Origin of the sequence: Variovorax sp. Root473 (assembly GCF_001426505.1) — a bacterium.
Taxonomy (GTDB): domain Bacteria; phylum Pseudomonadota; class Gammaproteobacteria; order Burkholderiales; family Burkholderiaceae_C; genus Variovorax.
In genome coordinates, this window is record NZ_LMEV01000017.1 from 1,451,104 (window position 1) to 1,465,268 (window position 14,165).

Below are 14,165 nucleotides of genomic sequence, written 5' to 3' on the forward strand. Positions count from 1 at the left end.
GAGGTCACTTGTCGCGTGTCAGCACCGACTGCAGCCATGCTTCGGCGCCTTGGGTGGCGATGCCGGTCGGCGCCAACTTGGCGTTGTTGGCAAAGCCCCGTGCGGTGATCAGGTAGCCGGTCAGCTTGGGCGCCGAGGTGCTTTCGATCTTCTGGATGAGGCAGCGCGGCGCGATCTTCAATTGCGTGGCATCGACGGTGGTGCCAGTGGGTTTCTTGTTGTAGTAGTCCGGCGGAAGGACGATCACGCGGTTGCCCGCCCAGTTGGCACTCTTGCGCCATGCCGCGTTTGGGTCGAATTCCGAGCCGATGGTGGTCGTGATGATCTGGGCGCGCATGCCGTTGGAGCCGTACTCGGTGTAGTCCTTGCCGTCACCATCGAACATGGCCACTTGCTCGCAAAAGCGCAGTGCGGTTTCGGCGGCCTCGCGGGCCACTTCTGTCGAGCGGATGCCGTTCACGCTACGTTCGCTCTGCGTGGCATTGCGGATCGCGAAGGTGCCGAGCAGCGACAGGATCACGACCAGGACCAGCGTGACAACGAGCACCACGCCACGCTCGCGCGGCCTGCCGCCGGTGCGGCGCGAAGGAGAGCCAGGATTCGTGTTCATGGCGCGATCAGCCGGTTGCGCAGCAGGACCGTGGTGGTGTACGTCCGGCGCAGGTAGCCGTCGGTGCCGGTCTCGTCGGCGTTGTCGCATCGCTTGTAGGTCATGCCACCTTCGGGCGCGTCGCGCACGGGCCGGTCGCTGCGCATGAGCAGGCACACGCGCACGCTCAGCACACGACCCCAGCGGTCCTCGATGGTCTCGGACAGCTTGTCGACGTCCGAGGCCTCGTGGTAGTCGACGATCTGGTGCAGCAACGGGTCGTAGGTGGCCGCGAGTTCGGCGCTCGGACGGCTGGCCACGCCGTAGAGGATCTGCATGCTTTCGACGTTGGCAAGCAGCGGCTGCGGCGCACCGATGATGTTGGCGGTGTTGCGCTTCTCCATGCCTCTGCAGGACAACATCGGGGTGGTCTTCGCGTCGATCACCAGGTAGCGGTTGTCGGCCAGCGTGTAGTGGTCCGCCAGTGACGTGCCGGCGGCAGGCGTGGGGCGCGGACTCACCTGCGTCGGCGTCAAGGGGAGGATGCTGTTGCCCAGGCAGTTCGTTGCCACCGTCGGATCGGTGAGCAGCGGGATCGTGTTGTCGGGGGTGGCTTCGTAGCGGATGGCGATGGCATCGCTGCCGTCGCCCTTGACGCACGAGAGCTGGTCGAAGGCGGCTGCGGCGTCGACGAATCCGCCGTCGCAGCCGCGCACGGCGGGGCCGGCGTAGTTGCCCATCACCGTCGCACCGTTGCTCGGGATGAGTTGCTGTGAAAAGCCCGCCTGCTTGAGCTGCTGCTGGATCAGGTTGAGCGCGAGGATGCCGTCTTCGTTCATCTGCGTCTCGACTTCCGACAGCTGGCTGCTGCGGCTGGAGGTGGCGAAGACCGACAGGCCGGCGGCCAGGATCACGAGGCCGATCGCCAGGGAGATCAGCAGTTCGATCAGCGTGAACCCGCGAGCCGGGTGGCGCATGCGCGCGCAAGGATTGGCGGTGGCGCTCATAGCGTGATCCGGAAGTACATGCAGTTCACGGAAGCCTCGTCCGCAATGTTGGCGCCGGCGGGGCACAGCTGCTGCAGCTGTTCCTGTCGCCCGAATCCAGAGCCTTCTTCGATGGCGCTCCAGATCAGCCAGATGTTCAGCACGCGCGTGGCGGGCAGGCCGCTCACGCCTGAGGGGGCGGCGGTCAACTCGGGCGTGATGTACGCCGTGCCGCCAGGCAGGCGGTTGGCCAGGTTGGTGAGCCACTGCGACTGGTCATACGCGGCGATGGCTGCGCCGCAGGTGTTGACCGGGCTCGTGGGGTCGGACGTGTCGACAAGGCAGGCGCCGCGCGGCGACGTGGGGTCTTCGGAGGCCGCCGCTCGCGTGCTCGGGTTGTAGGCCTTGGTGTAGGCATAGTCGGCAAAGCCGACAAGGTTGGCGCGGGCGCGCTCCGCGTAGTCGGTCACCAGGCTCAGGCCCGTGGCTCGCAGGCGGGTGAACTGGTTGTACTTGAGGGCCGCCGAAGTCAAACCCGCCATGCCAAACAGCGCAATGGCCAGGATGACGATGGCCACCAGCACCTCGATGAGGGTGGCGCCGCGTTGTGTGCCGTGAGTGCGGGACTTCATTCGTCACCGCCGCTGGAGCAGTCGTTGGTATCTGTGAGGTGCCGCACGCGGCCGTGCTTGCTGATGCATAGCACCTTGCGCGCCCACGATGGGATGTTGGTCTTGTCGAAGCCGCTCGCATCGAAGGTGATGCCGTTGGCGCCCGAACGCATCAGTCCGTTGGGCAGGAAGACAAAGCGCCCTGGGTTCCCGAGCTTGATGTGCGAAAGACCGGGCAGGGCGTCCTGCCGCAGCAGCAGTTCGTCGCCCTTCAATTCGGAATACACGGAAGAGGCGTCACGGTCGTTGTCGACAAACACGATCCAGCCGCCCGCAAGCTCATCGGCACTTGCACCGGTTTCGCAAGCAACGGCGGTTGTCGCTTTCAGTTGGCAGACGACGACCGGCCGTGCACGCGCAATGGCCTCGGTGCGCGCGATGCGCAGGGAACCGGTCAGTGCGTTGACAGCATTGGAGAGCCGCCATTGCACGATGAAGCGCGACATCGACGGCGCGGCCAGTCCGACAAGAATTGCCAGGATCGCGAGCGTGACCATCAGCTCGATGGCCGTCAGGCCGCGTTGGTTGCGCCGGTCGCGCCGCCTCGCCGGCCGCGAAGAATCGCGTCGCCTCATGTGCATCTCCTCCCTGTTGTTCTGGAATTTCAGCCGACAACTTCCGGGCGCAAGACTAGTGGCCGATGCACATGTCCGACAACGGCTTGCCGACGTTCGGTCCGTTGGAAACGATGAGCGGAAACGCCTTGAAACGCCAAAGGAAAGTCCGGTATTTCGGGGTGTTTGGCTGGTACTTTTCCTCTTCTGCGGAAGAGGGTTTCACGCGCTTGCTCGCGCGTCGTTCTTCAACCTTGAATCACAATGCTTCGATGACTGCCGCATCCCCTGTCGAATCCGGCTTTGCCTTGTTCCCGACCGTCATCGGCGCCTGCGCGCTGGCGTGGGGTCCGCAAGGGCTCGTCGGCGTGCAACTGCCTGAAGAGCGTGGCGAAGCCGCGACGCGTGCGCGCATGCGCCGGCGCTTTCCCGACCTGGAGGAAGCCCCGCCATCGGAGCGCGCGCAGCACGCCATCGCGGGCGTGCAGGCGCTGCTCGAAGGCGCGACCGATGACCTGTGCGGCATCGAACTCGACATGCGCAGCGTGTCCGAATTCCACCAGCGCGTCTACGCGATCGCGCGGCGCATTCCGCCGGGGCAGACGCGCACCTACGGCGAGGTGGCAGAAGAACTCGGCGACAAGGGCCTCGCGCGCGCGGTCGGCCAGGCGATGGGCCACAACCCCTTCGCGCCGGTCGTGCCTTGCCATCGCGTGCTGGCCGCGGGGAACAAGCCGGGCGGCTTCTCGGCGGGCGGCGGTGCGTTGACCAAGCTGCGCATGCTCGACATCGAAGGCGCCACGCCGAGCGGAACGCGTTCGCTGTTCTGAACGGCAATGCTCAGGCTGCCGGCACGGGCAGGCGGTGCAGCCCCGCAATGCGCGAGCCGAAGATGACCGCGGCCTGAAGCACGAAGCCCGCGAGCGCCAGCAACAGGCAGGCGGGTTCGCCCCAGGTGGCGCCGACCAGGCCACCGAGCGCCGCACCGATCGGACGCGCGCCCGCGTTCACCGTCAGGAACACTGCCGACACACGGCCCAGCATGTCCGACGCCGTCACGCTCTGGCGCAACGTGGTCGAGGTGATGACCCAGACCATCGGTCCCGCGCCGAACAGGAAGAACGACAGCGCGGCCAGCGAGGCCGTCGGCACGACGAGCGTGGCCGCCATCATCGCCGCGGCGGCGACGGCCACCGCCGGCCCGACCTGGATCGCGCGCCCGAACGGCAGCCGTGCCGTCACGCGCGAGGTCAGCAGCGCGCCGACGACCATGCCCGCGCCGTACATCGCAAGCGTGAGGCCCACGGCCTGCGCGCCGAGGCCAAGCACGCGCACGGCGTAGGGCACGTAGCCCGCCTGCAGAACGAACCACGAGATGTTGAAGACCGCGCCGGTCATCAGCATCGGCCGCAGGAACGCGTGCTGCCAGACGAAGCGCGCGCCGTCGTGCACCTCGCGCACCGGATGGCGCGATGGGGCCGTGGGGCGGGGCGCTTCGTTCAGGCGCAACAGCAGGCCGACGGCTGCCACTGAAAGAACCGCCGCCAGCACGAAAGCCGAGGACGCGCCGGCCCATGCGACCAGCGCACCCGCGAGCGCAGGCCCGGCCGTGAAGGCTGCACTGCGCGCCAACTCGAGCCGCCCGTTGGCGCGCGCCAGCGCGTCGCGAGGCACGAGCGCCGGCACCAGTGCGGGCGCCGCGACGCTGAAGCCCACCGTGCCGACCGCGCCGAGGAACCCGAGCACGGCCAACCCTCCGATGCCCAGCGTCGACGACAGCGCCATGCCGAGCAAGGCCAGCAGCGACACGGCGCGCAAACCTTCGGCCCACACCATCAACCGGCGGCGCGACATGCGGTCCGCGAGCAGGCCCATCGGCAGTGAGACCAGCAGGAAGGGCAGCGTCTGCACCGCCGCCAGGAAGCCGACTTCGCCCGGCCCGGCGCCGAGCGCGAGCACGGCCACCAGCGGCACGGCCGCGAGGCTCAGCTGTTCGGCGGACTGGGCTGCAAGGTTGGCCCAGGCGAGGTGGGAGAAGGAGCGAGGCAGGGAGGAGGGCATGCAGCAGGACACGAAAGTGAAGACTGCATCGTGCGGTTCGCTCCTTGCTGCCGCTGGCCGTTTACGGACGTGGAAGTTTCAACGCCGATTCATCTGCTCGAACCACTCGGCGACGCAGACCGCTTCGGGCGCTGCATCGGGCGCGACTCCGTAGTAATAGCGCTCCAGTGTCATGCGTAGCGCAGGCAGCGGCGACTGGAGCCGGCCCGAGGCCAGGTCATGCGCGATCAGTGACGTCGGCGCCAGCGCAATGCCCAGCCCGTCGACCGCGGCCTGCAGCACGAAGTGCAGGTGATCGAACTGCAGCCGACCGGCCGGCCGCGCGCGCGGTGCGCCGACCTGTTTCTTCCAGTCGTCCCAGTCGTCCTTGCGCGTGCGGGCCGACAGCAGCACGTGCGAGGCGAGGGCGCGCAGGTCCGCCAGTGGTTGGGTCTTGAACAGCGCGGGCGCGCCGACCACCAGCACCTCGTCTTCCAGGAAAGGACGCACCTTGATCGACGAGGGCCAGCCTTCGAGGCCGCGGCGCACGGCAATGTCGAAGCTGCCTGCCGCCTGCTCTGGCATGACGGTGCTGGTGACGACCTGCGGCTCGATGTCGGGATGGCGTTCCACGAACGACGGCAGCCGGGGAATCAGCCAGCGCACCGCAAACGAAGGCCGCACGTTGATGCGCACCGCGCGCGCTGGGCCCTGCAACTGCAGGGCCCGGGCCGCCGCGTGGATCTGCGCGAGCGCGGGTTCGGTTTCCGCAAAGAACTGCTGGCCCTCGGGCGTCAGCATGACCTGCCGGATGCGGCGCTCGAACAGCGCCACGCCCAGGCAGGCTTCGAGGCTCTTGATCTGCCGGCTCACCGCGCTGTGTGTCACATGCAGTTCGACCGCGGCCCGCGTGAAGCTCAGGTGGCGGGCCGCGGCGACGAAGGCGCGCACAGCATGAAGGGGCGGTTCGCGAAGCGGCATGCGTGCGATTTTCTCACGCATGCCGCGCGGGAATGTCGTTTGTCGGCGGGCGGTGCGAGCGGGCACGATGCGGGCTCGATGTCTGCTGCACCACCGCTTTCTCCCGCCGNTCCACCGACCTGGATGCCCGCCACGCCGCCATGGCGCTCGGCCTGTCGCTGCCGGCCGACGTGGTGCTGTACCTGCTGCTACCCATGTATGCGTCGCAGTTCGGCGTTTCGCTGGCCGAGGTCGGCCTGCTGCTGGCGGCCAACCGGCTGGTGCGCATCGCGGGCTACGGCTGGGTGGCGCGTTTCTACGCGCGCCACGGCGACCGGGCGAGCTGCTCGCTGGCCGTGGTGGCTGCCGCATGCTGCGCGCTGGGCTACGCCACGCTCTCGGGTTTCTGGGCACTGCTGCCGTTGCGGCTGACCTGGGGCCTGTGCTTCGCAGCGCTCAACCTGTCGACGCAGGCGCTGGCCACGGCCGATCCGCTCGGCGCAGCGCGGCGCAGCGGGCGTTCGCGCGCCTTCATTGCCACCGGGCCGGTGCTGGCGTTGCCGCTCGGTGCGCTGCTGGCGTACACGGTCGGGCCGCGTGCGATCTTCGGTGTGCTGGCGGTGGTGTCGTTGCTGGCGGTGTTCGTCACGCGGCGCCTGCCGTCGAAGCCGCACCACAGCGCAACATCTGGAGTTGCGACACGTCGCTTCTCGCGGCCGAATGCGCTCGACGGCTGGTCTTTCATGGAAGGGCTGGCGCTCGATGGCCTGTTCATCGTGGGCCTGTCGTACCTCGGCAAGGACCTGCTGCCCGGCGGCGCGGTGCTGGTGGCCGGTGTGCTGCTGGCGCTGCGCTACCTGGCCGAAATCTTTCTCGGGCCGGTGGGCGGGCGCATGGCGGAGCATTTCGGCGCCGAGCGCTTGCTCGTGAGCCTGTCGCTGGTGACGGCCCTCGCGCTCGTGGGCTTCGGCCTCGGCTGGCTGTGGAGCTGCGCGGCCCTGATCGTCGTGCTGCGCGCCTTGCAGCTGCCGCTCCTGCCGCCCATCGTGGCGCGTCGCACGCCAGGGCCGGAGCGCGTGCGGGCGCTCGCGGCCCGCGCGGTCTGGCGCGACATCGGTGCGGGCGCGGGGCCGTTGCTGGCCGGCGTGCTGTTGCCGATCGCTTCGCCGCCGTGGATCTACGGCACCGCCGCGCTGTTGCTGGCGGTCGCGGCGCTGGCGTGCGTGCGGCGCGCCTCGCCACCCACCCCAATACAGGAGAACATCGCCCCATGACCACCATCGACACCATCGCGCAACTCGAAGCCCTGTTCGGCCAGCCGGGCGAGGCCTCGCTCAAGAAAGAGGTGCCGTACCTGCACCCGAGCTACCAGGCGCTGATCGCCGCGTCGCCGTTCGCGGTGCTCGCGACCACCGGCCCCGGCGGGCTCGATGCCTCGCCGCGCGGCGACGCCCCGGGCTTCGTCGCGGTGCAGGACGAGAAGACCTTGCTGCTGCCCGAGCGGCGCGGCAACAACCGCATCGACAGCCTGCGCAACATCGTGGCCGATCCGCGCGTGGCCTTGCTGTTCCTGATTCCGGGCGTGGGCGAAACGCTGCGCGTGAACGGGCGCGCACGCATTTCCGCCGCGCCCGATTTGCTGGCGCGCTTCGCAGTGGAAGGGCGCGCGCCGCAGTGCGTGATCGAGATCACCGTCGAGACCGTGTTCTTCCAGTGCGCCCGCGCGATCCAGCGCTCGAAGCTCTGGGCGCCGGTGCCGGAAGGCGTGCCGCGCACCGTGCCGACGCCGGGCGCCATCCTGTCCGCGCTGACGGATGCCGCCTTCGACGGCGCCACCTACGACCGCGAACTGCCGGCGCGGCAGCGATCGACGCTGTATTGAACGGCGCAGCGTATCGCCCGCTAGAACGAACGCACTAGCGGCCAAAGCGGCGACCCCACGCCTGCACCGATTGCGAGCCTTCGCCACAATCGACCCAATGCGTTCTTCTCCGTTCTTCAAGATGGCCCTGCTGCTGGGCCTGCTCTCCGCCATCGGGCCTTTCGCGATCGACATGTACCTCCCGGCGCTGCCTGCCATCGGGCAGAGCCTGCGTGCGGACATCGGCGCGGTGCAGATGAGCCTCACCGCCTTCTTCCTGTCGCTCGGCGCGGGCCAGCTGCTCTACGGCCCGATCTCCGACATGGTCGGGCGCAAGCCGCCGCTGTATGCCGGGCTGGTGCTGTTCGCGCTCGCCAGCGTGGGCTGCGCGCTGGCAACCGACATCCAGACCCTGATCGCGCTGCGTTTCGTGCAGGGCCTGGGCGCCGCCGCCGGCATGGCGATTCCGCGTGCCGTGGTGCGCGACCTGCACACCGGCACCGACGCCGCGCGGCTGATGTCGCTGCTGATGCTGGTGTTCAGCGTGTCGCCGATTCTTGCGCCGCTCGCGGGCAGCGTGGTCATTGCGTTTGCCGGCTGGCGCGGCGTGTTCTGGGCCGTCACCCTCGCCGCGGTGGCGGGCCTGGCCATGATGGTCAAGCTGCTCGACGAAACGCGTCCGGCCTCCGAGCGCGTCGAAAGCAGCCTGGGCAGTGCGCTCTCGGCCTACTGGCTGCTGCTGCGCGACGGGCACTACCTCGGGCTGGTGTTCATCGGCAGCTTCGCGATGGCGGGCTTCTTCACCTACCTGGCGAACTCGTCGTTCGTGATGATCGACCACTACGGCCTGTCGCCCGCGATGTACAGCGTGGCCTTCGGCGTGAACGCGGCGGCCTTCATTGCCGCCTCGCAGTTCACGGGCTCGCTGGGCGAGCGCTACGGGCTGGTCAACCTCGTCAAGTTCGGCGTGGTCTGCTGCGGCGTGGCGATGATTGCGATGTTCATCTACTTCGCAGCGGGCGGCGACAACCTCTGGGTGCTGATCGTGCTGTACTTCATCGCCTCGGGCTTCATGGGCCTCGTGATCCCGACCACCGGCGTGTTGGCGCTCGAGATGCACGGCGCCATCGCCGGCACTGCCTCGGCATTGCTGGGCACGCTGCAGATGCTGACGGGCGCATTGGCGATGGCGGTGGTCGGCCTGTTCTCGAACGGCCGTCCACTGCCGATGGTGGCCGGCATGGCGGCCGGCGCGCTGATCGCGCTGGTGCTGACCTGGCTCACGCTCGGCGGTGTGCGCTCGGAGCCGACCGGGGGCAGGGCGCAGGAGGCCTGACATGACGGCCGCCACAGCAAGCGACGCCAAGCCGCTTCCCCTCGACGGCCTGGCTGCGCCCGCGCGCGGCTGGGCGATGCTGGTCATCATCCTCGGGCTCACGGTGTCGGTGCTCGATGGCACCATCGTCAACCTGGCGCTGCCGGGCATTGCGCGCGAGCTGCAGGCCAGTCCGGCGCAGGCGATCTGGGTGGTCAACGCCTACCAGATCGCCACGCTGGTGATGCTGCTGCCGCTGGCGTCGCTCGGCGATCTCGTGGGCTACCGGCGCGTGTACCTCGTGGGCATGGCGGTGTTCACCGTGTCGTCGGTGGCCGCGACCTTCGCCGATTCGCTCGCCACGCTGATCGCGGCACGCGCCGTCCAGGGACTGGGCGCGGCCGGCATCATGAGCGTCAATGCGGCGCTGGTGCGGCTCACGTACCCGTCGGCGCAACTGGGCAAGGGCATGGCCATCAACTCGCTGGTGGTCGCCACGTCGTCGGTGGCCGGGCCTTCGGTGGCGGCGGCGATCCTGTCGGTGGCGTCGTGGCCGTGGCTCTTTGCCATCAACGTGCCGCTGGGCATCGTCACCTTCGCGCTGGGCATGCGGGCGTTGCCGTTCAACCGCACCGCGCCGGCCGCCGGTGCGCGTTTCTCGCTGCTCGACGTGACGCTCAACGTGCTGATGTTCTCGCTGGTCTTCCTCGGCGTGGACCACCTGGGCGTGCGCGAGGGCGGGGTGCAGGCCACGGGCACGCCGTGGTCGGCCTGGGCCGCGCTGGGGGCAGGGCTGGCGGTGGGCTTCGTCTACCTGCGGCGCCAGCGCAAGCTGACGGTGCCGCTCTTTCCCATCGACCTGCTGCGCATTCCCGTGTTCGCGCTGTCGATGGGCACCTCGGTGGCGGCGTTCTGCGCGCAAATGCTGGCCTACATCGCGCTGCCGTTCCTGCTGCTCGACGTGTACGGCCGCAGCCACATCGAGGCCGGGCTGCTGATCACGGCGTGGCCGCTGGCCATTGTGGTGATGGCGCCCATCGCCGGTCGGCTCATCGGACGCTACCCCGACGGACTGCTGGGCGGCATCGGCCTGGGCCTGCTGGCCGCCGGTCTCGCGCTGCTGGCGGCGCTGCCGGCGCATCCGGGCAATGCCGACATCGCCTGGCGCATGGCGCTGTGCGGCCTGGGCTTCGGCCTGTTCCAGTCGCCCAACAACCACACGATCGTGAGCTCGCCGCCGTCGCACCGAAGTGGTGCAGCCAGCGGCATGCTCGGCACGGCGCGGCTCACGGGGCAGACGCTGGGGGCCGTGGTGCTGGCGGCGGTGTTCAGTGTCTGGAGTCCGCACGGTGGACACGGCCCGGTGGTGGCGCTGGTGCTGGCGGCGGGGTGCGCAGCGGTGGCGGCGGTTTTCAGCAGTCTGCGGCTGAAGACGACAAGTCCGCACGCCTGAATAAGGTAGGGTACGGCCTCATGAAGGAAGTACCTGACACCGTGGTCTGCCCCGGCTGCGACGCGGTCTACGCGCGTGCGCCGCTGGCGCCGCGCGACGTGGCCGAGTGCCCGCGCTGCGGCACCGAACTCGACCGGCACCCGGGCGCGCAGCAGCGCCGCATCCTGCCCCTGACGGTCGCGAGCCTGATCATGTTCGCCATCGCCAACCTGTTTCCCATCGTCGAGATCGAGCTGCAGGGCCTGCGCAGCCAGACCACGCTGGCCGGCGCGGTGGTGGTGCTGAGCGCCGAGGGCATGTCGCCGGTGGCGCTGCTGGTGCTCGCCACCACCATCCTGTTTCCGCTGCTGCAGCTGTGCATCCTGGCCTACCTGCTGGTGCCGCTGCGTCGCGCGCACCGGCCCTGGGGTTTCGCGATGCTGGTGCGGATGATGCAGTCGCTGCGGCCCTGGGGAATGATCGAGGTGTTCCTGCTCGGCGTGCTGGTGGCGATCGTCAAGCTGTCGAGCATGGCGACGGTGGTGCCGGGGCCCGCGCTGTGGGCCTTCGTGGCGCTCACCGTGACGCTCACGGCGGTGCTGTCGTTCAACCCCGGCGCATTCTGGGAAATGGCCTTCGAGCAGCTCGATGAAGAAGAAGCAGACGCGCCGGAGGTGCGCGCATGAACATGCGCGGGCTGCCCGCCCGCCTGGCCTCGACCCGCCCCTGGGAGGCGCAGGCCGACGACGAGCACGACCACGAGAACCCGGTGCCGACGGCCGCCGCGCTCGGCCTGCACGTCTGCACGCACTGCACGGCCGTCTGGCGCGATGCGGAAGATGGCGAGGCCTGCGCCCGCTGCGGCACGCACCTGCACACGCGCAAGCCGCAGAGCCTGAACCGCACCTGGGCCTTCCTGATCGCGGCCTGCATCATGTACATCCCGGCCAACCTGCTGCCGGTGATGATCACGCGCACGCTGTTCGGCGCGCAGTACGACACCATCCTGAGCGGTGTCATCTACTTCTGGGTGTCAGGCGCGTGGGGGCTGGCGGCCATCGTGTTCATCGCGAGTTTTCTGGTGCCGCTGTTCAAGCTGGCGGTACTGCTCTTGCTTGTGGTGCTGGCGCAGCGGCGCAGCAACTGGCGCCGGCGCGAGCGGGCCAAGCTGTACCACATCATCGAGATCATTGGCCGCTGGTCGATGCTCGACGTGTTCGTGGTGTCGCTGCTCACCGGGCTGGTGCAGATCCAGGGCTTCGCGGTCATCACCGCGGGCGTGGGCATTGCGGCCTTCGGCGCGGTGGTGGTGCTGACCATGCTGGCGTCGCTGAGCTTCGACCCGCGCCTGACGTGGGACGGCCCGGTGCCGCAAGCCGACACGGACGAACGACAGATTGAAAGCAGGGAAGAAAAAATCGCATGAGTGAAGAAGACACGCAACCGCAAGACCGTCCGGCAGCATCTGCCCCGCCCGCGCTGCCGAAGCCGAAAGTGGCGCGCCGCCGCGAGTGGCTGCCTTCGCTGATCTGGTTGATCCCGATCGTCGCCGCGCTGGTCGGCGTGACGCTGGTGGCCCGCATCCTCATGGAGCGCGGCCCCGAGATCGTGCTCACCTTCAAGACGGCCGAGGGCCTCGAAGCCGGCAAGACCGCCGTGAAATACAAGGACGTGCAGATCGGCCTGGTGCAGAGCCTGCGGCTGGCACGCGACCGGTCGCACGTGCGCGTGCTGGTGCAGCTCAACAAGGAGGCCGAGGGCTTCACCTCGGCCGATTCGCGCTTCTGGGTGGTGCGGCCGCGGCTGGACACCTCGGGCATCTCGGGCCTGGGCACGCTGCTGTCGGGCGCCTACATCGGCGCCGACGCGGGCGTCGAGAAGGAAACCGCGGGCGAGTTCACCGGCCTCGAAGCGCCGCCCATCGTCACGCGTGGCGACTCGGGCCAGCAGTTCCTGCTGCGCGCACGCGACGTGGGCTCGCTCGACGTCGGCTCGCCCGTGTACTTCCGGCGCATCAAGGTCGGGCAGGTCGCAGCCTACGAACTCGACGGCGATGGGCGCGGCGTCACGCTGCGGGTGTTCGTGAACGCGCCGTACGACAAGTTCGTCGGCATGAACACGCGCTTCTGGCAGGCCAGCGGCATCGACGCGCAGCTGAGCGCCAGCGGTTTCACGCTGCGCACGCAATCGCTGGCGACCATCCTGCTCGGCGGCATCGCGTTCCAGGCGCCCGACGACGCCATGGGCCCGCTGGCCAAGGAGAACACGGCCTTCGTGCTGGCGCAGGACGAGGTCACCGCCATGAAGGAGCCCGACGGTCCTTCGCAAACGCTGCTGATGTACTTCAACCAGTCGCTGCGCGGCCTCACGCCGGGCGCGCCGGTCGACTTCCGCGGCGTGGTGCTGGGCGAGGTGAAATCCATCGGTGTCGAGTTCGACCGCGCCGAGCGCGAGTTCCGCATGCCGGTGCTGGTGCAGATCTACCCCGACCGCCTGCGCCGCCGGGAAGCGGGCGCCGGTGCGCGGACTGCAGAGTCGGGTCCGACGCAGCAGGAACGGCTGCGCTTCCTGGCCGAGAAAGGCCTGCGCGCCCAGCTGCGCAACGGCAACCTGCTGACCGGCCAGGTCTACGTGGCGCTCGACTTCTTCCCGAAGGCGCCGGCCGCGAAGATCGACCTGTCGAAGAGCCCGATCGAGTTGCCGACCGTCGCCAACAGCCTGGACGAGATCCAGTCGCAGGTGCAGGAGATCGCGACCAAGCTCAACAAGGTGCCCTACGAGCAGATCGCTGCCGACCTGCGCACCACGCTGGCCACGCTCAACAAGACGCTCACGAGTGCCGAGCAGACCGTGAGCCGCATCAACACCGACGTGACGCCCGAGCTGGCTGCGGCTATGAAGGACGTGCGCAAGACCGTCAACACGGCCGAACGCACGCTGGCCGACGACTCGCCGCTGCAGCAGGACATGCGCCAGACCTTGCGTGAACTGACGCGCGCTGCAGGCTCGGTGCGTGTGCTGACCGACTACCTCGAGCGCCATCCCGAATCGCTGCTGCGCGGCAAACCGGACGACAAGAAATGAAGACGACGACCTTCGCGCTCGCGTGTGCCGCCGCTGCGGTGCTGCTGGCAGGCTGCGCGAGCAAGCCCGACAACTACTACACGCTGGCCAGCCCGCCCGCGCTCACCGACGCCGCGCCCCGTGTTCCCAACGCGGCGTCGCCGCTGTACATCGAGCTCGCCCCGGTGGCCGTGCCCGAGCGGCTCGCGCGCCCTCAGATGGTCGTGCGCCGTCCGACCGGTGGTGTACAGGTCGACGTGCTCGAGCAGCACCGCTGGGCCTCCTCCTTCGAGAACGAGCTGCGCGATGCGCTCGGCAGCGGCATTGCCGGCCGGCTCGGCGCGCTCGACGTGACCCAGGGCGGTCGCCAGACCTCGCAGCCCGTGTGGCGCGTCGCGGTGCAGGTGCGCCAGTTCGACCTGGTCGACGGCGGGCGCGTGGACGCCGGCTTCAGCTGGACCCTGCGACGCTCCGACGAGGCGCGCACGCTGGTGTGCCGGCTCGACGCGGGCGAGGCCACCGGCGGCGGCATCGATGCACTGGCGCAGGGCGCCCAGCGCGTGACGGCGGCGGCTGCGGCAGCCATGGCACGCAGCGTGAACGCAGCGCAGGCCAACCCGGGCGCGACGGCGTGCGCGATCTGACTTTTTGCGTTTCTCCCTCCCCCTCCGGGGGAAGGAGTCATACCGGCAAC

Annotated in this window: 14 protein-coding genes and 1 pseudogene; 9 read left to right on the forward strand and 6 right to left on the reverse strand. The window is 69.1% G+C overall.

The annotated features are described in order from the left end of the window. Window positions 1–4: 4 nt before the first annotated feature. Genes ASD34_RS20135 through ASD34_RS20150 form a run of 4 tightly spaced genes read right to left on the reverse strand, consistent with a single transcriptional unit; the run spans window position 5 to window position 2,821 of the window. On the reverse strand, window positions 5–610 hold the full coding sequence (locus tag ASD34_RS20135; protein WP_235510138.1) for a PilX N-terminal domain-containing pilus assembly protein: 606 nt from the start codon (window positions 608–610) through the stop codon (window positions 5–7). Beyond that, the gene (locus ASD34_RS20140; RefSeq protein WP_056580896.1) at window positions 607–1,596 is read right to left on the reverse strand and encodes a PilW family protein; all 990 of its coding nucleotides are present in this window, start codon (window positions 1,594–1,596) and stop codon (window positions 607–609) included. Before ASD34_RS20140 ends, ASD34_RS20135 begins: the two co-directional genes overlap by 4 nt. Beyond that, window positions 1,593–2,207 (reverse strand): type IV pilus modification protein PilV, encoded by a 615-nt coding sequence (gene pilV / locus ASD34_RS20145; RefSeq protein WP_056580899.1) that lies wholly within the window; start codon window positions 2,205–2,207, stop codon window positions 1,593–1,595. Before pilV ends, ASD34_RS20140 begins: the two co-directional genes overlap by 4 nt. Continuing rightward, window positions 2,204–2,821: a GspH/FimT family pseudopilin gene (locus ASD34_RS20150; RefSeq protein ID WP_235510140.1), complete on the reverse strand. Its 618-nt coding sequence runs from the start codon at window positions 2,819–2,821 to the stop codon at window positions 2,204–2,206. The genes pilV and ASD34_RS20150 overlap by 4 nt, the downstream gene beginning before the upstream one ends. A 251-nt stretch (window positions 2,822–3,072) precedes the next feature. Here ASD34_RS20150 and ASD34_RS20155 point away from each other — a divergent pair, with 251 nt between their 5' ends. Further along, window positions 3,073–3,630: a methylated-DNA--[protein]-cysteine S-methyltransferase gene (locus ASD34_RS20155; protein ID WP_056580902.1), complete on the forward strand. Its 558-nt coding sequence runs from the start codon at window positions 3,073–3,075 to the stop codon at window positions 3,628–3,630. 10 nt (window positions 3,631–3,640) lie between these two features. Here the strand turns inward: ASD34_RS20155 and ASD34_RS20160 are convergent, their stop codons facing one another. Next, on the reverse strand, window positions 3,641–4,861 hold the full coding sequence (locus ASD34_RS20160) for an MFS transporter (RefSeq protein ID WP_056580905.1): 1,221 nt from the start codon (window positions 4,859–4,861) through the stop codon (window positions 3,641–3,643). 78 nt (window positions 4,862–4,939) lie between these two features. Continuing rightward, a complete protein-coding gene (locus tag ASD34_RS20165) occupies window positions 4,940–5,821 on the reverse strand; it encodes a LysR substrate-binding domain-containing protein (protein WP_056582569.1) in 882 nt (293 codons plus the stop codon). Window positions 5,822–5,931: 110 nt separating this feature from the next. Here ASD34_RS20165 and ASD34_RS20170 point away from each other — a divergent pair. From ASD34_RS20170 to ASD34_RS20205, 8 genes and pseudogenes are all read left to right on the forward strand, one after another. Then, window positions 5,932–7,074 (forward strand): annotated as a pseudogene (locus tag ASD34_RS20170) (MFS transporter); the annotation flags it as partial. Further along, the gene (locus tag ASD34_RS20175; RefSeq protein ID WP_056580911.1) at window positions 7,071–7,682 is read left to right on the forward strand and encodes a pyridoxamine 5'-phosphate oxidase family protein; all 612 of its coding nucleotides are present in this window, start codon (window positions 7,071–7,073) and stop codon (window positions 7,680–7,682) included. The pseudogene ASD34_RS20170 and the gene ASD34_RS20175, both read left to right, overlap by 4 nt. 97 nt (window positions 7,683–7,779) lie before the next feature. Continuing rightward, window positions 7,780–8,997 carry a multidrug effflux MFS transporter gene (locus ASD34_RS20180; protein WP_056580913.1) on the forward strand — a complete coding sequence of 406 codons (1,218 nt, stop codon included), beginning with the start codon at window positions 7,780–7,782 and terminating at the stop codon, window positions 8,995–8,997. Between the two features lies 1 nt (window position 8,998). Beyond that, the gene (locus tag ASD34_RS20185; protein WP_056580916.1) at window positions 8,999–10,429 is read left to right on the forward strand and encodes an MFS transporter; all 1,431 of its coding nucleotides are present in this window, start codon (window positions 8,999–9,001) and stop codon (window positions 10,427–10,429) included. A 20-nt stretch (window positions 10,430–10,449) separates the two neighbouring features. Then, window positions 10,450–11,094, forward strand: coding sequence for a paraquat-inducible protein A (locus ASD34_RS20190; protein WP_056580919.1), 645 nt, complete (start codon window positions 10,450–10,452; stop codon window positions 11,092–11,094). 2 nt (window positions 11,095–11,096) lie between these two features. Continuing rightward, window positions 11,097–11,834 carry a paraquat-inducible protein A gene (locus ASD34_RS20195; protein ID WP_056582571.1) on the forward strand — a complete coding sequence of 246 codons (738 nt, stop codon included), beginning with the start codon at window positions 11,097–11,099 and terminating at the stop codon, window positions 11,832–11,834. Next, entirely contained in the window at window positions 11,831–13,492 is a 1,662-nt protein-coding gene (locus ASD34_RS20200) for an intermembrane transport protein PqiB (RefSeq protein ID WP_056580923.1), read from the forward strand. Before ASD34_RS20195 ends, ASD34_RS20200 begins: the two co-directional genes overlap by 4 nt. Beyond that, window positions 13,489–14,115 carry a membrane integrity-associated transporter subunit PqiC gene (locus ASD34_RS20205; RefSeq protein ID WP_056580925.1) on the forward strand — a complete coding sequence of 209 codons (627 nt, stop codon included), beginning with the start codon at window positions 13,489–13,491 and terminating at the stop codon, window positions 14,113–14,115. Before ASD34_RS20200 ends, ASD34_RS20205 begins: the two co-directional genes overlap by 4 nt. Window positions 14,116–14,165 lie beyond the last annotated feature (50 nt).

Coding starts and splice junctions, on each gene's coding strand:
- ASD34_RS20160 (WP_056580905.1), bottom strand. CDS start 4,861: ATGCCCTCCTCCCTGCCTCGCTCCTTCTCCCACCTCGCCTGGGCCAAC.
- ASD34_RS20185 (WP_056580916.1), top strand. CDS start 8,999: ATGACGGCCGCCACAGCAAGCGACGCCAAGCCGCTTCCCCTCGACGGC.
- ASD34_RS20175 (WP_056580911.1), top strand. CDS start 7,071: ATGACCACCATCGACACCATCGCGCAACTCGAAGCCCTGTTCGGCCAG.
- ASD34_RS20190 (WP_056580919.1), top strand. CDS start 10,450: ATGAAGGAAGTACCTGACACCGTGGTCTGCCCCGGCTGCGACGCGGTC.
- ASD34_RS20200 (WP_056580923.1), top strand. CDS start 11,831: ATGAGTGAAGAAGACACGCAACCGCAAGACCGTCCGGCAGCATCTGCC.
- ASD34_RS20135 (WP_235510138.1), bottom strand. CDS start 610: ATGAACACGAATCCTGGCTCTCCTTCGCGCCGCACCGGCGGCAGGCCG.
- ASD34_RS20180 (WP_056580913.1), top strand. CDS start 7,780: ATGCGTTCTTCTCCGTTCTTCAAGATGGCCCTGCTGCTGGGCCTGCTC.
- ASD34_RS20205 (WP_056580925.1), top strand. CDS start 13,489: ATGAAGACGACGACCTTCGCGCTCGCGTGTGCCGCCGCTGCGGTGCTG.
- ASD34_RS20150 (WP_235510140.1), bottom strand. CDS start 2,821: ATGAGGCGACGCGATTCTTCGCGGCCGGCGAGGCGGCGCGACCGGCGC.
- ASD34_RS20140 (WP_056580896.1), bottom strand. CDS start 1,596: ATGAGCGCCACCGCCAATCCTTGCGCGCGCATGCGCCACCCGGCTCGC.
- pilV (WP_056580899.1), bottom strand. CDS start 2,207: ATGAAGTCCCGCACTCACGGCACACAACGCGGCGCCACCCTCATCGAG.
- ASD34_RS20195 (WP_056582571.1), top strand. CDS start 11,097: ATGCGCGGGCTGCCCGCCCGCCTGGCCTCGACCCGCCCCTGGGAGGCG.
- ASD34_RS20155 (WP_056580902.1), top strand. CDS start 3,073: ATGACTGCCGCATCCCCTGTCGAATCCGGCTTTGCCTTGTTCCCGACC.
- ASD34_RS20165 (WP_056582569.1), bottom strand. CDS start 5,821: ATGCCGCTTCGCGAACCGCCCCTTCATGCTGTGCGCGCCTTCGTCGCC.